The 20,026-nt window shown below is 66.2% G+C and carries 17 protein-coding genes; 4 read left to right on the forward strand and 13 right to left on the reverse strand.

Annotated elements, in window-relative coordinates; all coding sequences use genetic code 11:
* Positions 1 to 160 precede the first annotated feature (160 nt).
* The 13 genes from ABX298_RS01705 to ABX298_RS01765 all read right to left on the reverse strand — a co-directional run bounded on the left by ABX298_RS01705 (position 161) and on the right by ABX298_RS01765 (position 14,099).
* Positions 161 to 856 carry a response regulator gene (locus ABX298_RS01705; RefSeq protein ID WP_367394019.1) on the reverse strand — a complete coding sequence of 232 codons (696 nt, stop codon included), beginning with the start codon at positions 854 to 856 and terminating at the stop codon, positions 161 to 163.
* Positions 853 to 3,507 carry a DUF4118 domain-containing protein gene (locus tag ABX298_RS01710; protein WP_367394020.1) on the reverse strand — a complete coding sequence of 885 codons (2,655 nt, stop codon included), beginning with the start codon at positions 3,505 to 3,507 and terminating at the stop codon, positions 853 to 855. Before ABX298_RS01710 ends, ABX298_RS01705 begins: the two co-directional genes overlap by 4 nt.
* A 156-nt stretch (positions 3,508 to 3,663) precedes the next feature.
* Entirely contained in the window at positions 3,664 to 4,215 is a 552-nt protein-coding gene (kdpC, locus tag ABX298_RS01715; protein ID WP_286100230.1) for a potassium-transporting ATPase subunit KdpC, read from the reverse strand.
* Between the two features lie 10 nt (positions 4,216 to 4,225).
* Positions 4,226 to 6,280, reverse strand: coding sequence for a potassium-transporting ATPase subunit KdpB (gene kdpB, locus ABX298_RS01720; RefSeq protein ID WP_317410042.1), 2,055 nt, complete (start codon positions 6,278 to 6,280; stop codon positions 4,226 to 4,228).
* A 9-nt stretch (positions 6,281 to 6,289) separates the two neighbouring features.
* Positions 6,290 to 7,984, reverse strand: a complete 1,695-nt coding sequence (kdpA, locus tag ABX298_RS01725; RefSeq protein WP_075045830.1) for a potassium-transporting ATPase subunit KdpA — start codon at positions 7,982 to 7,984, stop codon at positions 6,290 to 6,292.
* A 9-nt stretch (positions 7,985 to 7,993) separates the two neighbouring features.
* Positions 7,994 to 8,083, reverse strand: a complete 90-nt coding sequence (gene kdpF, locus ABX298_RS01730; RefSeq protein ID WP_003251485.1) for a K(+)-transporting ATPase subunit F — start codon at positions 8,081 to 8,083, stop codon at positions 7,994 to 7,996.
* Between the two features lie 238 nt (positions 8,084 to 8,321).
* A complete protein-coding gene (locus ABX298_RS01735) occupies positions 8,322 to 9,374 on the reverse strand; it encodes an AI-2E family transporter (protein ID WP_317410043.1) in 1,053 nt (350 codons plus the stop codon).
* Positions 9,375 to 9,386: 12 nt separating this feature from the next.
* Positions 9,387 to 10,181: a DUF4892 domain-containing protein gene (locus ABX298_RS01740; RefSeq protein ID WP_137164454.1), complete on the reverse strand. Its 795-nt coding sequence runs from the start codon at positions 10,179 to 10,181 to the stop codon at positions 9,387 to 9,389.
* 109 nt (positions 10,182 to 10,290) lie between these two features.
* Positions 10,291 to 11,145 (reverse strand): alpha/beta hydrolase, encoded by an 855-nt coding sequence (locus ABX298_RS01745; protein ID WP_367394021.1) that lies wholly within the window; start codon positions 11,143 to 11,145, stop codon positions 10,291 to 10,293.
* Entirely contained in the window at positions 11,142 to 11,930 is a 789-nt protein-coding gene (locus tag ABX298_RS01750; RefSeq protein ID WP_367394022.1) for an alpha/beta fold hydrolase, read from the reverse strand. Before ABX298_RS01750 ends, ABX298_RS01745 begins: the two co-directional genes overlap by 4 nt.
* A 304-nt stretch (positions 11,931 to 12,234) precedes the next feature.
* A complete protein-coding gene (gene sixA, locus ABX298_RS01755; RefSeq protein WP_317410046.1) occupies positions 12,235 to 12,693 on the reverse strand; it encodes a phosphohistidine phosphatase SixA in 459 nt (152 codons plus the stop codon).
* Positions 12,690 to 13,037: a DUF4389 domain-containing protein gene (locus tag ABX298_RS01760; RefSeq protein ID WP_025339957.1), complete on the reverse strand. Its 348-nt coding sequence runs from the start codon at positions 13,035 to 13,037 to the stop codon at positions 12,690 to 12,692. Before ABX298_RS01760 ends, sixA begins: the two co-directional genes overlap by 4 nt.
* 36 nt (positions 13,038 to 13,073) lie before the next feature.
* Complete coding sequence (locus ABX298_RS01765) at positions 13,074 to 14,099, reverse strand: NAD(P)H-dependent glycerol-3-phosphate dehydrogenase (RefSeq protein WP_025339958.1); 1,026 nt, start codon at positions 14,097 to 14,099, stop codon at positions 13,074 to 13,076.
* Positions 14,100 to 14,320: 221 nt separating this feature from the next.
* On the opposite strand from ABX298_RS01765, the gene ABX298_RS01770 reads away from it, so the two are divergent.
* From ABX298_RS01770 to fabA, 4 genes are all read left to right on the forward strand, one after another.
* Positions 14,321 to 16,474, forward strand: coding sequence for a TonB-dependent receptor plug domain-containing protein (locus ABX298_RS01770; protein WP_367394023.1), 2,154 nt, complete (start codon positions 14,321 to 14,323; stop codon positions 16,472 to 16,474).
* The gene (locus tag ABX298_RS01775; protein ID WP_025339960.1) at positions 16,474 to 17,364 is read left to right on the forward strand and encodes an ABC transporter substrate-binding protein; all 891 of its coding nucleotides are present in this window, start codon (positions 16,474 to 16,476) and stop codon (positions 17,362 to 17,364) included. Before ABX298_RS01770 ends, ABX298_RS01775 begins: the two co-directional genes overlap by 1 nt.
* Positions 17,361 to 19,292, forward strand: coding sequence for an ATP-binding protein (locus ABX298_RS01780; protein ID WP_025339961.1), 1,932 nt, complete (start codon positions 17,361 to 17,363; stop codon positions 19,290 to 19,292). Before ABX298_RS01775 ends, ABX298_RS01780 begins: the two co-directional genes overlap by 4 nt.
* Before the next feature lie 207 nt (positions 19,293 to 19,499).
* Positions 19,500 to 20,015: a 3-hydroxyacyl-[acyl-carrier-protein] dehydratase FabA gene (gene fabA, locus ABX298_RS01785; protein WP_003251509.1), complete on the forward strand. Its 516-nt coding sequence runs from the start codon at positions 19,500 to 19,502 to the stop codon at positions 20,013 to 20,015.
* Positions 20,016 to 20,026: the final 11 nt, after the last annotated feature.

Consider the following 20,026-nt stretch of genomic DNA (forward strand, 5'->3'; position numbering starts at 1 on the left):
CGACAACGCAGCCCAAAGGGCTGGGCAATCTCTCTTGGACTGCACATGACTCATTGAATTAGCAGGGACCCTGTGGGAGCGGGCATGCCCGCGAACACCGGCGCAGCCGGTGCCATGCATCGCGCTGGATTCTTCGCGGGCACGCCCGCTCCCACAGGGGTTACATGGTCGGCGCCACCAACCTGTACCCCACCCCTGGCTCGGTGATGATGAACCGCGGCGCCGTGGGGTCATCGCCCAGCTTCTGCCGCAGATGCCCGACCACGATCCGCAGGTAATGGGTGTCATCCACGTGGGTAGGCCCCCAGATATCCTTGAGCAGTTGCTGCTGGGTAATCACCCGCCCCGGGTGCCCGGCCAGTTGCGCCAGCAGCGCATACTCCTTGCGGGTCAGCGCCACTTCCACGCCATCCAGGGTCACCCGGCGAAAGGCAAAGTCCACCATCAGCGGCCCAAAACTGGCCGCCACTTCCGAGCCACCGGCCTGCGGCACCTGCCGCAGCAAGGCGCGCACCCGCGCCAGAAACTCCTGGATGCCGAACGGCTTGGTCACATAGTCGTTGGCGCCACCATCCAGCGCATCGACCTTCTGCACTTCACTGGCGCGCACCGACAACACCAGCACCGGCACCGTGCTCCATTCGCGCAGGTCACGCAGTACCTGCTGGCCGTCCATGTCCGGAAGGCCCAGGTCAAGCACCACCAGGTCCGGCTTGCCCAAGGCCGCCTGGGCCAGCCCTTCCGTGCCGGTGGCGGCCTCGAGCACCTTGTAGCCTTGCGAGGCCAGGCTGATACGCAGGAACTTGCGGATCTGCGGTTCATCGTCGATGACCAGAAGGGTGGCGGACTGACTCATGGGGTTTCGCTTTCGGTTTCAGGTTGAGGAGGCAGCGGCAAGCATAAAGTGATGCTGGTGCCCTGGCCATCGATGCCTTCACCCACCAGGATCTGCCCGCCATGGGCGCCGATCATGCCCTGGCAGATCGCCAGGCCCAGGCCGGTGCCCTGCCCGCCGCGGTCGCCGCGAGCGGCGGTGTAGAACATGTCGAAGATCTTCTCGCGATCATCCACGGGAATACCGGGGCCCTGGTCGCTGACGGCAAAGCACAACAGAGCATCCTGCACTGACAACTGCAGCTCCAGCCGGCCATTGGCTGGCGAGAAGCGCGCGGCATTTTCCAGCACGTTGACCAGGGCCTGCTCAATCAACGCCGCATGCACGAACAGCAACGGCAGCTCGGCCGGCACGTCGGTGTGTACCCGCAGCGGCGCCAGCACCGCGCGCAGGCGGTTGAGCGCGCTGCCGACGATGTCGGCCGGGGCCACCCAGTCACGGGCCAGCTTGAGGCCGCCGTGGCCCAGGCGGGTCATGTCGAGCAGGTTCTGGATGTAGCGGTCGAGGCGTTCGGCCTCGTTGCGGGTACCCTCCAGCAGTTCGCGGCGGTCGGCGGTGGGGATCGCCTCGCCCAGCGCCAGCAGACTGTCGATGCTGCCGCGCATGGCGGTCAGCGGGGTGCGCAAGTCATGGGAAACGGACGCGAGCAAGGCGCTGCGCAGCTGCTCGGTTTCACCATGCAGGCGCGCGGCCTCCAGCTGTTCGGCCAGGCGCGCCCGGGCCAGGGCCTGGGCCAGTGGCTGACCAAGGGCAGTGAGCAGGCGCCGGCGCGGGTCGCTGAGCGGCTGGCCGGAACGTGGGCGCACCCCGAGCAATGCCAGGGGCTGTTCATCCACCGCCAGCGGCCACCACCACCAGCGGCCATTGGGCAGGGTGTCGCTGCCATGACCGGCGGCCTGGCCGTGCTGCCAGGCCCATTCTGCGGCGGCGCGTTCGTTATCGCTGAAGGCATGAGCTTCGCCGCTGGCCACCTGCAACTGGCCTTCGACATTGCGCTCCAGCAGGCACACCTGCATGTCCTGCCAACCGTCCAGGTGCTGGCCGGCGGCGTTGAACACCGCCTGGCGGTCGGTGGCCACGGTCAACCGGCGCGACAGGTCGAGCAACTGGCTGGTCTGCGCCTGGGTCTCGCGCAGCGCCTGCAACTGGCGGCGCTGGCGCGCAGCCAGGTTACCGGTGAGCGCGGCCATCAACAGGAAGAACACCAGGGTCAGCACGTCTTCTTCGCGCTGGATCCTGAACGACAGGTTGGGCGGGATGAACAGGAAGTCGTAGGTCAGGAACGACAGCACCGCGCAGGCCAGCGCAGGCCCCAGGCTGCTGCGCACCGCCACCAGCAACACCGCGGCCAGGAACACCAGCGAGATGTTGGGCAAGGCCAGCACACTCGACACCGCCCAGGCCAGGCCCGCGGCCATGACCGTGGCCAGCAGCGCCAGCAGGTAATGGCGCCAGACCCACACCCGCCGCACCGCCGAACGTGGCGCTTGCGGCTGCGCGTCGCGGTCCAGCACGTTGATTTCCAGGCCGTGGCTTTCGCGCAGCAGCCGCGCGGCCAAACCGGCACCGAACAGGCGCCGGCGCAGGCGGTCGCGGGACTGCCCGACCAGCACCAGGCTGGCCCTCCGTTCGGCGGCATGCTGGATCAGCGTGCGCACCACTTCACCGGCACGCAGCAGTACCACCTCCCCGCCCAGGCGTTCGGCCAGTTGCTGGGCAGCTTGCAGGCGCTGGCGCGCGGTTTCGTCGCGCAGGCGGCCGTTGTCCACGTGCACCAGGCTCCAGGGCAGGTGGCGGCGTTGCGCCACGCGGCTGGCATGGCGCACCAAACGTTCCGCCTGGTCGTCGCCATCCACGCCCACCAGCAAGCGCCCACGCAGGGCCGGGGCTTCCTGGCCGCGTTGGCGATAACCGTGGGCCAGGTCGGCATCCACCTGGGCAGCGGCGGTCTGCATGGCCAGTTCGCGCAGGGCGGTAAGGTTGGTTTGCGAGAAGAACGCATCGATGGCGGCCCGCGCCTGCTCGGGCACGTACACCTTGCCTTCGCGCAGGCGTTCGAGCAGCTCCCGGGGTGGCAGGTCGATCAGCACCAGCTCGAAGGCTTCCTGCAGTACCCAGTCCGGCAGGGTTTCGCGCACTTGCACGCCGGTAATGTCGCGGACCTTGTCGATGAGGCTTTCCAGGTGCTGGACGTTGACCGTGGTGTACACATCGATGCCGGCGGCCAACAGTTCCTGTACGTCCTGCCAGCGTTTGGCGTGGCGGCTGCCGGGCGCATTGGTGTGGGCCAGTTCGTCGACCAGCACCAGGGCCGGCGCGGCCTTGAGCAGGCCGTCGAGGTCCATTTCCTCGAGGGTGACGCCGCGGTACTGGCTGCGCAGCAGGGGCTGCTGCTGAAGGCCAGCGAGCAATACCTCGGTTTCGGCACGGCCATGGGTTTCGACCACCCCGGCCAGCACTTGCACGCCCTGGCGTTGCTGGGCGTGGGCGGCCTGGAGCATGGCGAAGGTCTTGCCGACGCCGGGGGCGGCGCCAAGGAACACCTTCAACCGCCCCCGGCCGCTTCGCGGGAGGGTAGCCAACAGCGCGTCTGCGCGGGCGGAGTCACTCATCTTTCATCCTTTGCTATTTCCAGCAAACCGCAAATCCAGGGACAAACACCGTACCTGTGGGAGCGGGTTCACCCGCGAATGCAGTAGTAGCGCCACCGACGCATTCGCGGGTAAACCCGCTCCCACAGGGTCCCTGCTAGCCCCTCAAGTCATCTATCAATGACTGAGGTTTTCCAAGGCCTGGTTCAAGGCCAGCACATTGACCACCGGCGGGCCGATCAATGGGTGGAGGGTGGCCTCTTCCAGCAAGCCTTGCAAGCGCTCCACCGGCAACTGCCGTGCCGCCGCCACCCGCGGGATCTGGTAGGCCACGGCCTCCGGCGGCAGGTGCGGGTCGAGGCCGCTGCCCGAGGTGGTGAGCAGCGCCTGGGGCACCGGCCCCTGCTGCGCCTGGTACAACGCAGCCGCATCGCCCTTGACCCGCTCGGCCAGCGCCGGGTTGCTCGGCGACAGGTTGCTGGCGCCGCTGGCTACAGTGGCGTAGGCGCCTGCCGATGGCCGCGCGTGGAACCAGCCATCGCCCTGGAAATCCTGGGCGATCAGCGCCGAACCGCGCACCTGGCCCTGGTCATCGCGCACCAGGCTGCCATTGGCCTGGCTGGGGAAAACCACCTGGGCAATACCGGTCACCGCCAGCGGATACAGCGCGCCGGTCACCAGGGTCATCAACAGGGCCAGGCTCAATGCCGGGCGTACATAAGCATTCATGGTGGCCTCCTCAGACCAGGTGCAGGGCATTGAGCAGCAGGTCGATCAGCTTGATCCCGGCAAACGGCACGACAATGCCGCCCAACCCGTAGATCAGCAGGTTGCGCCGCAGCAGGTGCGCCGCACTGGAGGCCTGCACCCGCACGCCGCGCAGCGCCAGCGGGATCAGCACGATGATGATCAGCGCGTTGAACACGATGGCCGACAGAATCGCACTCTGCGGGCTGGCCAGGTGCATCAGGTTGAGCACGCCCAGTTGCGGGTAGATGGCGGCGAACAGCGCCGGCAGGATGGCGAAGTATTTGGCCACATCGTTGGCGATGGAGAAGGTGGTCAACGCGCCGCGGGTCACCAGCAGCTCCTTGCCGACCTGCACCACATCCAGCAACTTGGTCGGGTCGCTGTCCAGGTCGACCATGTTGGCCGCCTCGCGCGCGGCCTGGGTGCCGTCGTTCATGGCCATGCCCACGTCTGCCTGGGCCAGGGCCGGGGCGTCGTTGGCGCCGTCGCCGCACATCGCCACCAGGCGGCCGTCGTTCTGCTCCTGGCGGATGCGCGCCAGCTTCTTCTCTGGCGTGGCCTCGGCCAGCACGTCATCCACGCCGGCCTCGGCAGCGATGGCAGCAGCGGTCAGCGGGTTGTCGCCGGTCACCATCACCGTGCGGATGCCCAGCTTGCGCAGTTCGGCAAAGCGCTCGCGGATGCCGGGCTTGACCACATCCTTGAGGTGGATCACGCCGAGCAGGCGCTTGTCGATGCACACCAGCAGCGGTGTACCGCCGCTCTGGGCAATGCGCTCCACTTCACGGGCCAGTGCCAGGGGCATTTCCAGGCGTTGCATGCCGACGAACGCCAGCACGGCATCGACGGCGCCCTTGCGGTAGCGGTGCTGCTGCAGGTCGATGCCCGACAGGCGCGTCTCGGCGCTGAACGCCACCGCCTCGAATTGCCCGGCGGCCGGTTCGACGAAGTCATGCAACTGGCGCAGGTACTCGACGATCGACTTGCCCTCGGCGGTGTCGTCTGCCAGCGAGGCCAGCAAGGCACCCTCCCCCAGCTCGCGGGCGGTGATGCCCGGTGCGGCATGCAGGGCGCTGCAGCGGCGGTTGCCGAAGGTGATGGTGCCGGTCTTGTCGAGCATCAGCGTATGCACATCACCGGCCGCCTCCACCGCGCGGCCGGAACGGGCGATGACGTTCAGCCGCACCAGCCGGTCCATGCCGGCGATGCCGATGGCCGACAGCAGGCCGCCGATGGTGGTGGGGATCAGCGTCACCAGCAATGCGGCGAGAAAGATCAGCGGCAGGCTGCCACCGACGAAGCGGGCGAACGGCTGCAGGGTCACCACCACGATCAGGAAGATCAGGGTCAGGCCGATCAGCAGGATGTCGAGAGCGATCTCGTTCGGGGTCTTCTGCCGCTTGGCGCCTTCGACCAGGGCAATCATGCGGTCGAGGGTCGATTCGCCCGGGTTGCTGGTGATGCGGATCAACAACCAGTCTGAGACCAGCCGGGTATTGCCGGTCACCGCCGAGCGGTCGCCGCCGGACTCGCGGATCACCGGCGCGGACTCGCCGGTAATGGCGGCCTCGTTGACCGCAGCGATACCTTCGAGCACCTCGCCGTCACCGGGGATCATTTCGCCGGCCACCACGCGCACCACATCGTCCTTGCGCAGCGCACTGGCCGCGACGGTCTCGTAGCTGCCATCGCGCTTGCGACGCTGGGCGGTCAGGCCCTGGCTGCCGGCCTTGAGGCTGTCGGCGCGGGCCTTGCCACGGCCTTCGGCAAGGGCCTCGGCGAAGTTGGCGAACAGCACGGTGAACCACAGCCACAGGGCGATCTGCACGGCAACGCCGGTGCTCACGCCGCTGCCGGGGGCAAAGCACAGGACGGTGGTCAGCACAGCAGTCAGGGCGACTACCAGCATCACCGGCGAGCGTTTGAGCTGGCGCGGGTCGAGCTTGACGAATGCTTGCACCAGCGCCGGGCGCCACAACGCGGCGAAGCGGGTCTGGTCCTTGGCACTATGCCGAGCTTGTACTTCAGGAATGGGCATGTTCATGGTCGGTCCTCAAAAACCCAGGCTCAAGTGTTCGGCGATCGGCCCAAGGGCCAGGGTCGGCAGGAAGGTCAGGCCACCGACCAGCAGGATGGTGACCAGCAGCAGGCCGGTGAACAGCGGGCCATGGGTGGGGAAGCTGTTCAGCCCTTGGGGCGCGCTTTTCTTCGCCGCCAGGCAGCCGGCCAACGCCAACACCGGCAGGATGTAGCCGAAGCGGCCGACAAGCATGGCCAGGCCAATCATCAGGTTGTGGAACACCGTATTGGCACCGAAGCCGGCAAAGGCCGAGCCGTTGTTGGCCGTGCCCGAGGTGTAGGCGTACAGCAGCTGGCTGAAGCCATGCGCGCCCGGGTTGCTGACCGCACCCGCCGGGCCCGGCAGGCTGGCGGCGATGGCGCCGAGCACCAGCACGCCGACCGGCATCACCAGCAGGGTCGCCACCAGTAACTGCACCTCGCGGGCCTGCAATTTCTTGCCCAGGTATTCCGGGGTGCGGCCGATCATCAGCCCGGCCAGGAACACCGCGATCAGCACGAACAGCAGCATGCCGTACAGCCCTGCACCAACGCCGCCAAAGATCACCTCACCGACCATCATGTTGACCATCGCCACCATGCCGGTCAGCGGGTTGAGGCTGTCGTGCATGGCATTGACCGAACCGTTGGAGGCAGAGGTGGTAGTCACTGTCCACAGCACCGAACCGGTGGTGCCGAAGCGGCTTTCCTTGCCCTCCATGGGGGCGCTTTGCTGTACCTGCCCGCTCTCGAGGGCCGGGTTGGGCTGGTACTCGGACCACAACGCCGTGCTGCCGCCGATCAGGAACAGGGCGAGCATGCAGGCGAGGATGGCGCGGCTCTGGCGCAGGTCCTTCACGTAGTGACCAAAGGTGAACACCAGCGCCACCGGAATGAGGATGATCGAAGCCACCTCGAACAGGTTGCTCCAGGCCGTAGGGTTTTCGAACGGGTGCGCCGAGTTGACCCCGAAGAAGCCACCGCCATTGGTACCCAGCTGCTTGATGGCGATCTGGCTGGCGGCCGGGCCCAGCGGGATGGTCTGCTCGGTGCCTTGCAGGGTGACCGCGTGGGCGTAGTCGGCCAAGGTTTGCGGTACGCCCTGCCATACCAGCAGCAACGCCAGCAGCAGGCACAGCGGCAGCAGGCCGTAGAGGGTGGCGCGGGTCATGTCGACCCAGAAGTTGCCCAGCGTCGTGGCGCTGCGCCGGGCGATGCCGCGGCACAGGGCGACCAGCACGGCCAGGCCGGTGGCGGCACTGACGAAGTTCTGCACGGTCAGGCCGAGCATCTGGCTCAGATAGCTGACCGACGCCTCACCACTGTAGGCCTGCCAGTTGGTGTTGGTGACGAAGCTGACCGCGGTGTTGAACGCCAGCGACCATTCCTGGCCGGGCAGATGCTGCGGGTTGAATGGCAGGTAGCCCTGCAACAGCAGCACGGCGAACAGCAGCAGGAACCCGGCCAGGTTGAAGGCCAGCAGGGCCAGGGTGTACTGCTGCCAGTTCTGTTCCTGGTCGGCGCGCACGCCCGCCAGCCGGTAGCAGGTTTGCTCGACCGGGCCCAGCAGGGGCGACAGCCAGGTGCGCTGGCCTTCCATGACCTTGAAGTAGAACCGCCCGAGCCAGGGTGCCGGCAGCAGCACGATGGCGAAAAATGCCAACAGCAAGGCGAAGTCGTAACTGTGCATGGCCGCTCCCTAGCTGCGATCGGCGCGCAGCAGCGCCACCAGCAGATAAAACGCCAATGCCACTGCCAGCAGCAGTGACAGCCCGTCGAGCATGTTCATGTGTGGTTCTCCCCGTGGTGCGGCTTGGGCCGCTTTGGGGAAATTGTCCGGCGAGGGGCGTAAAGGGGCGAGATTGGGGGGTGGGGATGGGAATAAAGAAGGTGTAAAGATCGGGGGTTGAGGTTGCCTGAACCGGCCTCTTCGCGGGTAAACCCGCTCCCACAGGGACCACACCACTCTCCCGGGCTGCGGAGATCCTTGTGGGAGCGGGTTCACCCGCGAAGAGGCCAGTACAGGTTTACTGCTGAGGCGCCTGCGGGACGGCGTTGCGGCTCCAGTCCAGCAGCAAGCTGTAGCCGACCGCCAGCAAGGTCGGCCCGATGAACAGGCCAATGAAGCCAAAGGCGATCAAACCGCCGAATACCCCCAGCAGCACAATCACCAGCGGCAGGTTGCCGCCACGGCTGATCAGGTACGGTTTGAGCACGTTGTCCACGCCACTGATGATGAAGGTGCCCCAAACCCCCAGGAACACCGCCATGCCGTATTCGCCCTTCCATACCAGCCAGCCCGTGGCCGGGATCCAGGCCAGTGGCGGGCCCATGGGGATCAGGCTGAGCATGAAGGTCACCAGCCCCAGCACGATGGCCCCGGGCACACCGGCAATCAGGAAGCCGATCAACGCCAGCACGCCCTGCGCGGCGGCCGTACCGATCACCCCGTTGACCACCCGCTGCACCGTACCGGCCACCAGCTCCAGGTAGTACTCGGCACGGTCGCCCATCAAGCGGTGCAGCAAGCGCAGGACGAACGCCGCCAAGCGCGGGCCGTCACGGTAGAAGAAGAACACGAATACCAGGCTGAGGGTCAGCTCCAGCACGCCGCTGCCGATCTGCGCGCTGCGCGCCAGCAACCAGTTGCCCACCTGCCCCAGGTGCGGCTTGACCGAGGCCAGCAAGGCCGCGCCCTGCTGGTCCAGCGATTGCCACCAGCTGACCAGGCGCTCGCCAACCAACGGGATGCCACCCAGCCACGCCGGAGCATCGGGCAGGCCGTCCACCTGCACGTCACGCACGAACGCCGTCGCATCGCGAATGTGGTCGGCCAGGTTGAACCCCAGCCACACCAGCGGCAGCGCCACGATCAGGATCCAGGCAGTGGTCAGCAGGCTGGCCGCCAGGGTTTCGCGCCCGCCCAGCGCACGCGTCAGCAAGCGCATCAACGGCCAGCTGGCAAAGGCCAGGATGGCCCCCCACAACAGCGCTGAAATGAAAGGTGCCATTACCCACAGGCCGGCACCCAGCAGCGCCAGCAGCAGAATCTGGACCAGCAAGCGGTCATTGTTAGCCATGGTGGTGCCCGTTCAACGGATCAGTTCAAGGTGCAGGCCGTCGGTAGGCGCGCTACCGACTTCGAGGCGGCCATTGCGCACCCCCGCCTTGACCAAGGCCTCGCGCCAGGCTTCAGCCTGGGCGCCACTGAGGCTGGCACGCAGGGTGCTGTCGAGGTTCAGGCTGCGGGCCAACAGGTTCGCCCAGGCGTCTTGCGGTGCGGCCAGGTCAGGGTAGTCGAGCTTGCCGGTGTCGCGCATTTCGCGCAGCACCGTGGCGGCGGTCGGCAGCAGTTCGCCCAGCGGGCTGCCGGCGACGAACTCTTCCACGTGCAGGTAGGCGCGGCGGTTGCCGCGGGTGACGCTGTACAGCGCGACCAGGGTATCGGCCTGCTCCGCCGAGCGGCGCAGCAGGATGAACGCCTGCTGCTCGTCGCCGCCGTTGAGGCGGGCATTGGCGAACACATCATTGGCCCACAGGCTGGCCTCGCCGCAATCGCGGCCCTGGCACCAGAACAGCGGGTAGCCGCCGTCGCGCTGCAGTGCTTCGCGAGCGCTGGTGAAGGCTTCGCGGGCGGTACGCTCGACCGGCAGTTCGTAGGTTACCGAGCTGACCTGGCCACGGCTTTCGACCTTGTCCTCGACCCGCAGGCGGCCGCTGATCTTGCGCAGCGGGCCCATGGGGTAGACACGCTCCTGCTCCACGGCCGGGCGCTGGTCGACCACCTTGGCGTCCACCGGTACCGGCAGGCTGCCGGCCCACAAAACGGGGCTGGCGAACACCAGGCAGGCAGCGATGGCATTACGGATGGCAACAGGCGCGCTCATTGGCGAGCCAGGCGGCGCTCAGCGCCGAGGTGAAGCTCCAGGATGTCTGGCAGTTGCATGGTTGTCTCCCTGTTCAACCCGCCAAGCCTCGACACTTGTCCGGTGCAAGTCAAGCAAAGCCAAAGAAGCGATTGAAACAGTCTGCGACAAGGGCCGCGCCCTGCTCATCGTTCAGGTGCAGGTGATGGCCACCGGGCAGCGTCACCTGCTCGAAGGATAGCTGCTCCAGCAACCCTGTGTGGCGCGCCAGCATGCCGTCGGCAGCCACCACAAGGCGCGCCGGGCAACTCACCCGGTGCACGTAGGCCATGGCCTGGGCCTCGCTCAGGCGCACTGGCGAAGGCAGGGTCAGGCGGCTGTCGCTGCGCCAGCTGTAACCGCCGGGCACCGGCATCAGGCCACGCTGGGCCAGCAGCTCGGCTGCCTCGCGGCTGACCGCGACCATGCCTTTCATGCGCGCCTGCACGCCCTGCTCCAGTGTGGTGTACACCGACTTGCGCTTGCCATCCAGGCGCAACTGGGCCTGCAGTGCCATGCCCAACCGCTCGCCGGCGTCCTGCTCGGCGCCGGTCGGCGGGATGACGCCGTCAATCAGGGCCAGATGGCTGACCCGCTCCGGCAGCGCGCCAGCCAGTTGCACGGAAATGATTGCCCCCAGCGAATGGCCCAGCAGGGCGAAACGTTGCCAACCCAGCTGCTCGGCCACCCGCAGCACGTCATGGGCGTAGTCGGCCAGGGCATAGCCGGCGCCGAGCGGCCGGTGCTCGGAGTAACCATGCCCGGCCAGGTCCAGGGCGACGATGCGCAGGCCTTTCAGCTGCGGCGCCAGGCGGGCGAAGCTGTTGGCGTTGTCCAGCCAGCCATGCAGGGCGATTACCGGCAGCCCGTCCTCGGGGCCGAACAGGTGCGCCGCCAGTTCGATATGGCCCAGGCTCAGGCGGATTTCCTCGACCTGCGCGCTCATGCCTGGCTCCAGCGGTCGAACAGGCCCTTGATCAGGCTGGCGGTGTCGGTTGGTCGCTCCAGCGGGAACATGTGCCCACCCGGCACGCTGTGGTATTCGCCCCTGGGCATGCCGCGCACAGCCAGTGTGTGGTGGCGGCGAATGACGTTGCTGCGCTCGCCGCGGACCATGGCCAGCGGCACCTGCAATTGCCGCGCGGGCGCAGGGCTGGTATGCGGGATGCTGCGGTAGATGCTGATTTCCGTGGCCGGGTCGAAGCGCAACTGCAGCCCCTGCTCCATCGCCTGCAGGCCGTGCTCTATGTAGGCATCGAGGCATTCGGGATCGAAATGGCGGAACAGTGACTTGCCGGCGAAATAGTCCCGGGCACTGTCGCGGTCATTGAAGGTTTCGCGGCGCCCCAGGGTGCGGCCAGCCGGGGTGATACGGTCAATGAAGCCGAAGCGCTTGGCGGTGCGCAGCAGCCACTGGTCGGCGCGGGTGAGCACCGGCGAGTCGAGCATCACCACGCCGCGGTAGTACTCGGGGCAGCGCAAGGCTGCGTGCAGGTGCAACACCCCGCCCAGCGAATGGCCGACGCCCCATACCGGCTGGTCCTGCCGGGCCAGGTGATGCAGCAGTTCATCGACCAGGCTCTGCCAGTTGTCGTCCACCGGAAAGCGCGGATCGTGCCCGTGCTGGGCCAGGTGCTGCACCTGGTAGTCCGGTGCCAGGGCGGCGAACAGCTTGCCGTAGGTGGCCGAGGGGAAACCGTTGGCATGGGCGAAGAAGATCTGCTGCGACATGGCGCCGGGTCCGGATGGGGGATGATGGCCCATTGTCGGTATCGCGGGGCAGTTCGGCAACGTCCGGAAAGGTCATCGGCGAGGGCTATCAGGTCAGGCTTGCGGGAGATCGCCCAGCCCTTTGGGCTGCGCTGTCGCGTAGATAACTGAGTTCGCAAGCAATCCGCAAACACTGTGGGAGCGGCTTTAGCCGCGAAGAATCCAACACGGTGCATGGCACCGGCTGCGCCGGTGTTCGCGGCTAAAGCCGCTCCCACAGATCAAGGCGGGGGCGGTACCTGTCCGCGCAGCGCCCCCCTGGGTTTCAGGCCGGCGAGTTGATCGCCCGAAGGGTCATCAACCCAGCCAGCGGCCAGTCCCCTTCCAGCTCTGCCAGGCTTGCTGTGCTCATGCTTGCCGGTTGCTGCTGGTGGCCATGCTCCAACGCCCCTACCAGGGTACCCACCAGCGGCTGGTGGCTGACCAGCAGCACATGCTCCAGGCCCAGGCGCTCGATTTTGCCGATTACCTGCTGCACATCACTGTCAGGCGTCAGCCAGGGCACGGTGCGCACCGGCTCGGCGAAGCCCAGGGTGTCATGCACCAGGGCGGCCGTTTGCTGGGCGCGTACGTAAGGGCTGGCGATGATCGCCTGCAGCGGCTGGCCCAGCAGGCGGGCGGCGCTGTGCAGCACCTGCTCGCGACCATGGGCGGTCAGCCGGCGCTCGGCATCGCTGCTGGCCCGCGGCTCCGCTTCACCGTGGCGCAGCACCCACAGCTTCACAGCTTGGGCTCCTCGTCACGCACCGGGTGCGGGGCCGGGGCCACCGCGTGCGGCGCCTCGCCTTCCGGGGCACGCGGTGCCGGCCAGTCGGCGAACGGCCAGGGCTTCTGGTCGCTGTGGAAGCTGCCGAAGCGGCCGATCTGCGCCAGGTACTGGCTCAGGCTGTCGCCGAAGTTCATCAGGCTGGCGCTGGGGGCGCCGTACACCAGGCGGTAGATCAGTTGTACCAGCACCAGGCCACCGAGCAGCAGCTCGGCCAGCTGCCAGACCACCAGGAACACCACCATCCACAGGACCCGCAGGATGATCGACTCGCGCTGGGCGCGTTCGGGCGTATCGTTCATGTGTTGCTCCTTGCTGTTGTCAGAGCCGCTGACGGCTCAGTTGAAACCGCTGATGGAAATGAAATCGACATCGGTCTTCGGCTCGGCACGCATCAGGTGCTCGATCACCTGATTCAGCGTGCGGCCTTCGAACAGGATGGCATGCAGGCCAGCCACCAGCGGCATGTACACCTGCACTTCCTGCGCCTTGGCCTTGAGCACCTTGAGGGTGTTGACGCCTTCGGCCACTTCGCCCAGACGGTTGACCGCCTGCTCCAGGCTCAGGCCCTGGCCCAGCGCGTGGCCGACCTGGTAGTTGCGGCTCTTGGGCGAGGAACAGGTGACGATCAGGTCACCGACACCGGCCAGGCCGAGGAAGGTCATGGGGTTGGCACCCTGGCTGACGGCGAAGCGGGTCATCTCGGCCAGGGCGCGGGTAATCAGCATGCTCTTGGTGTTCTCGCCCATGCCCAGGGCCACCGCCATGCCGGCGATGATGGCGTAGACGTTCTTCAGCGCCCCGCCCAGCTCGACGCCAAAGCGGTCGGCACTGGCATAGACGCGGAAGGTACGCCCATGCAGCACGGCCTGCACCTGCTGGCACAGTTTTTCGTCCTCGCTGGCAACCACCGTGGCGGTCAGCGCATGCTCGGCGATTTCACGGGCCAGGTTGGGGCCGGACAGCACGCCGATGCGCGCCTCGGGGGCGATTTCCTCGAGGATCTGGCTCATCAGCTTGAAGCTTTGCGCTTCGATGCCCTTGGTCAGGCTGACCAGGCCCTTGCCGCGCAGCAGCTCGGCATGCGGGGCCAGCACGCTGCGCAAGGCGCTCGATGGCAGGGCGACGAAAATCAGCTCGCTGGCCTGCAGGGTGGCCAGCAGGTCGCTGACCGGCTCGACGCCGTCGTGCAGGCGGATGCCCTTGAGGTAGCGCGGATTCTCGCGATTGACGCGCATGGCCTCGGCCTGTTCCGGGTCGCGCATCCATTGGCGCACCGGCACACCGTTTTCTGCCAGCAGGTTCGCCACGGCGGTGCCGAAGCTGCCGCCTCCCAGAACTGCAACAGGTTGCTGTTCAGTCATATCCAATCCGTTAAAGCCAAAAGTTAAGTGGCGACCCGGCCATTATACGGCTCGCCTGCTACAGAACCAGTGTCAGTACTGGCCTCTTCGCGGGTAAACCCGCTCCCACAGGTACAACGAAGCCTTCAGTAGCGGTGCGGTCCTTGTGGGAGCGGGTTTACCCGCGAAAGGGCCATCACGGGTAATGCAGATCACTGGCAAATACGCCACGGTCAGTTACCATGCCTGTTTCAATCCTGATACAAGGCCGCTTTGTGTTCCCTGGCACGCCCCCGTACCCGCGCCTGCTCATACTGACTGCCCTGCTCGGTGGCCCGGCCGTGGCCGATGACCTGTTCATCGACAACACGGACCTGCCGCAGGTTCTGACCGCCACGCGCCTGAAACAATCCCCCGCCGCAGTCCCGGGCAGCATGACCGTGCTCGACAGCGAGCTGATCCGCGCCAGCGGTGCCCGCGACATCCCCGAACTGCTGCGCCTGGTGCCGGGCATGATGGTGGGCTACAACGCTGGCAACCAACCCACGGTCAACTACCACGGCAGCAACGTCAACGATGCCCGGCGCATGCAGGTGCTGATCGATGGCCGTTCGGTGTACCGCGCCGGCCTGGCCACGGTGGACTGGAGCGACATCCCCCTGGCCATGGAGGATATCGAGCGCATCGAGGTGTTCCGCGGCCCCAACACGGTCAGCTACGGCGCCAATGCGCTGATGGCGGTGGTCAACATCCTTACCCGCAACCCTGCCGACAGCCATGGCACGCGGCTGAAGATGACCCGCGGCCAGGACGGCATCAACGATTTCTACGCCAGCCACGGCTTCGGCTGGGATGGCGGCGACATGCGCCTGTCGCTGTCCGGCCAGCAGGACGATGGCTTCGACGAGAACCAGTTCGGCCAGGACTACCGCGACAGCCGCCGGCTGACCCGCTTCAATATCAACGCCAGCCACAGCCTGGCACACGACCAGACCCTGGAATGGCAACTGGCGGCGAAGGAAGGCAGCAACCAACGGCCATATACCTATCAGCCGGTGTTCAAAAAATATGAGGCGGGAAACAACGCTGACGTCAATGCCAAGGACTACGCCGGCTCAGTACGCTGGACCAAGGATTTTAGCTCCGAGCACAGCCTCTATATCCAGGGTTCGGCCCAGCATTTTGACCGCCAGCAGGTCTGGCGCGCTTGCGATGCCTTGCAATCATTCAGCCCCGAACTGACTCAGATCTGGCAAATCAATCCCGATTTTGCCGAGAAAGTAGCGCGCGGAATCGCTGGAGGAACGCCACTTTCGACCAGCGACCCTGTCCTGAGTGAGCTCCTGGAAAAGGTGAAACAGCAATGGAAGGAGGGTGGAGATCAGCAGGTCTGCGGCGACGTCGACCAGAGCACCCGCGAAACCCGCTACGACCTGGAAATCCAGGACACACTGAGCCTGACCGACAGCCTGCGTCTGCTCAGCGGCATGAACTACCGCTATGATCGTGCCGACTCGCAGACCTACTTCAACGGCAGCATCGACGACCAGACCTGGCGCCTGTTCGGCCAGCTGGAGTGGCGCGCCGACGAGCACTGGATCCTGCAGGGCGGTGCCATGTTCGAGGACTCGCGCCTGTCCGGCAGCTCGCTGACCCCACGCGTGGCGGTCAACTACCTGATCACCCCGCGCCATGGCCTGCGTGCGGTGTATTCCGAGGCAGTGCGCTCGCCAGACATGTTCGAGAACAACGTCAACTGGAGCTACACGGTCAAGAACCTGACCCCAACCCCTAATGCATTCAAGCTGCAAAACGGCGAGTACTTCGTCAAGACCCGTGGCCCGGGCGACCTCGACCAGGAACGCATGCGCTCGCGCGAGCTGGGCTACAACGGCTACTTCAGCGACATCGACCTGAACATGGATGTGAAGCTGTTCTACGACGAGATCACCGGAATGATCAGCGAGCCCCTGAAGAACAACCAGTACATCGCCAGCAACGCCAACAAGGCCCGTTTCAGCGGCAGCGAGGCGCAACTGGACTGGCGCCCGACCCTGCGCGACCGCCTGCGCCTTACCTACGCCTACGTGGATGCCTGGGCCAGCAACCCCGCCGACCGCCGCCTCAGCGCGCGCAACAGCGGCTCGGCCGGGTGGATGCGCGAATGGGGCGACGGCTGGTCCAGTGCGCTGTTCTATTACGGCGACGATGCGCTCAACCAGTACCGCTACGAGCGCCTGGACCTGCGCCTTGCCAAGCGCTTCCGGGTGCATGGCAGCAACCTGGAGCTGGCGGCGCTGTGGCAACAGCGCCTGGACGATGAGCCGACCACGGCAATCCAGAACCGCTACGACAGCCGCCACCGCCTGAGCGTCAGCGCGGAGCTGGAGTTCTGATGGCCCTGCTGCTGCGCCTGTTGCTGTTGTGCCTGTGGCCGATGGGGCCGCTGTCCGCCAGCGAAATCGTGTTGGTAGGCGCGGAAGACCAGCCCGGCATTCGCAGTTTCGTCGCTGCGCTGGAAAGCCGCCGGCCGCACGATCACGTGCATTTCCAGACCACCGCCGACCTGCCACCCCCGGGCAAGCTCAAGGCTGACCAGCGCCTGATCTTGCTGGACAACGCCGCACTGGAATGGCGCCTTGGGGAAACCGCCGGCCCGCCGGCCCTGGCCATGAGGGTCAGCCGGGTACAGGCTGAACAGCGCCTGGGAAAGTCGCGGCCCGCGTTCCTCACGCTGCTGTGGAGCGACCCGCCGCTGGGCCGGCAGCTGCGCCTGGCGCGCTACCTGCTGCCGCAGGCCCAGCGCATTGGTGTGCTGTACGGCGAGCACAGCAGCTTTCTGCTCGAAGAGCTGCGCCATGCCGCCCGCGCGCTGGGCCTGGAGATCATTGCCCAGGACTGGCCCGACCCGCGCGACAGCCGCCCTCTGCAACATTTGTTGGCCAACAGTGACGTGCTGCTGGGCCTGGACGATGCCGACCTGTTCAACTCCAAGACTGCGAAGAACCTGCTGTTGAGCAGCTATGGCCGGCAGATGGCGCTGATCGGCCCGAACGCCGGGTTCGTCCGCGCCGGCGCCCTGGCCAGCACCTTCAGCGACCAGGACGATTGGCTGGCGGTACTCGACCAGTTGCTCGACCAGCCACCGGCGCGCTGGCCGCGCAGCCTGTACCCGGTACGCTTCGGCGTCAGCGGCAACCAGCAGGTGGCGCGCGCCCTGGGCCTTGAGCCGATTGATCCGAACGCCGCCGCCAAGGCCCTGGCCGAAGGAGAACCCACCCCATGAGCAAGCGCCTGAGCTGGGACATCCACACCCGCACCCAGATCATCAGCCTCGGCCCTGCCCTGCTGCTGACCTTGCTGCTGATCAGCTTCTTCACCTTCGTACGGATCCAGGACCTGCGCCAGGAACTGAACCACACCGGGCAACTGATCGCCAACCAGCTGGCGCCAGCCTCGGAATACGGGGTGATCTCGGGCAACAACGAAGTGCTCGAGGGCCTGATGCGCGCCACGCTCAGCATCCCCCACGTGCGCTTCCTCGAGGTGCAGGACAGCCGCAACCACATCCTGGTATATGTGGAGCAGTCCGACGAAAGCGCCAACCGCGCGCAGCGCGTCGAAGTGTTCCAGGCACCCATCCGCCTGCAGCAGATCCGCCTGGACAGCGACTTCCTGCAACAGGGCAAGGCCACCACCCCGGCCATCGGCGACGATTACCTGGGCCGGGTCATCGTCGGCATGTCCGATGATGCCTTCAGCCAGCGCCAGCAGGAAATCGTGATCAAGGCCGGTATCCTCGCGCTGTTCGCCCTGCTGTTCACCTTCCTGCTGGCGCGCCGCCTGGCCCTGAGCCTGGCCAAGCCGATCAGCGACATGGGGCATGCGGTCAAGGCCATCCAGCAAGGCGAGTACCACACCCTGTTGCCGGTGGTCGATGACAGCGAACTGGGCCACCTGGCGCGCCACATCAACAACCTGGCCCACGCCCTGGAGCAGGCCAGCAATGAACAGAAGCAGGCCATTGCCGAGCTGATCCAGGCCCGCGAGGAGGCCGAACAGGCCAACCGCGCCAAATCGGACTTCCTGGCGATGATGAGCCACGAGCTGCGCACGCCGATGAATGGCGTGCTGGGCATGCTGCAGTTGCTGGAAACCACCCAGCTGAACAGCGAACAGGCCGAGTACACCGCGGTGGCCAGCGAATCCACCGGGCACCTGCTCAAGGTCATCAACGACATCCTCGACTTCTCGCGCATCGAACGCGCCGCGCTGCAACTGGAACACATCGACTTCAACCTGGGCGAGCTGATCACCAGCAGCGTCCAGTCGTTCCAGCACAGCGCCCAGCAGCGCGGCCTTGCCCTGCACCTGCAACTGCCGGCGGGTATCGAGCAGCTGCAGGTGAACGGCGACCCCACGCGCATCCGCCAGATCCTGCTGAACCTGGTCGGCAATGCGCTGAAATTCACCGAACGCGGCCAGGTACAGGTCGAGGCGCGCTGGCAGGTGCTCGACCGCCAGCTGATCTGGCTGACCTGCAGCGTGCGCGACACCGGTATCGGCATCGACAACGAGCGCCTGGAAATGATGTTCGTCGCCTTCCAGCAGGCCGACAGCTCGATTTCCCGCCGCTATGGCGGCACCGGGCTGGGGCTGTCGATCGCCCGCACCCTGGCCGAACGAATGGGCGGCAAGCTGCGCGGCGAAAGCCGTGAAGGCCTGGGCTCGACCTTTACCCTGGAGATGCCGCTGGCCCTGGCCAGCCCTGCCCCGGTCTCGCTGACGCTGCCAAGCGCTGCACCGCCGGCGGTGGCCGACAATGATCAGGTGCTGCTGGTAGAGGACAATCCGGTCAACCAAAGTGTCATCGAGGCCATGCTGCGTAGCCTGGGGCTGGCGGTATGCACGGCCGAAGACGGCCTGGAGGCGGTCGAACGGGTCAGCCGGCAGCGTTTTGCCGCCGTGCTGATGGACTGCCGCCTGCCGCACCTGGACGGCTATGAAGCCACCCGGCGTATCCGCCAGCTGCCCAACGGCGCCAGGCTACCGATCATCGCCCTGACCGCCAACGCCTTGCAGGGCGACCGCGAGCGTTGCATGGCAGCCGGCATGGACGACTACCTGAGCAAACCCTTGCGCCGCACCGAACTGCAGCGTGTGCTGCAGCGCTGGCTACCCGGTCAGACAACCGCGACTGGCGATAAATGCTAAAGTGCGGCAGTCTTAAACACTGGACAGGACCTTCATCGGACCTGAAAATAGACGTTTCAGTGCACACCTGTACTTCTTTCACCGGGTGCACTGTGACTTTCACCACAACGCAATAGTCTACCTGTAGGCTGCCGTCTCGGACGCGATGCGTATCGGGCCGGCCGGGAAGATTCATCCCCTGCCGCAGGGGGTTATTGAGGAGCTCGCATGACCAAACAACACGCCTTTACTCGGGAAGACCTGCTGCGCTGCAGTCGCGGTGAGCTGTTCGGCCCAGGTAATGCGCAACTGCCCGCGCCGAACATGCTGATGGTCGATCGCATCACCCATATCAGCGAAGAAGGCGGCAAGTACGGCAAAGGTGAATTGGTCGCCGAGCTGGATATCAATCCGGACCTGTGGTTCTTCGCCTGCCACTTCGAAGGCGACCCGGTAATGCCGGGCTGCCTGGGCCTCGACGCCATGTGGCAGCTGGTAGGTTTCTTCCTCGGCTGGCAGGGCCTGCCGGGCCGCGGTCGCGCCCTGGGTTCGGGCGAGGTGAAGTTCTTTGGCCAGGTACTGCCGGAAGCCAAGAAAGTCACTTACAACATTCACATCAAGCGCGTCCTGAAGGGCAAGCTGAACATGGCCATCGCCGATGGCTCGGTCAGCGTCGACGGCCGCGAGATCTACACTGCCGAAGGCCTGCGGGTCGGCGTGTTCACCTCCACTGACAATTTCTAAGGGTTATTCGC

The organism is Pseudomonas sp. X4, assembly GCF_040784925.1.
In the GTDB taxonomy this organism is placed as follows: domain Bacteria; phylum Pseudomonadota; class Gammaproteobacteria; order Pseudomonadales; family Pseudomonadaceae; genus Aquipseudomonas; species Aquipseudomonas putida_Z.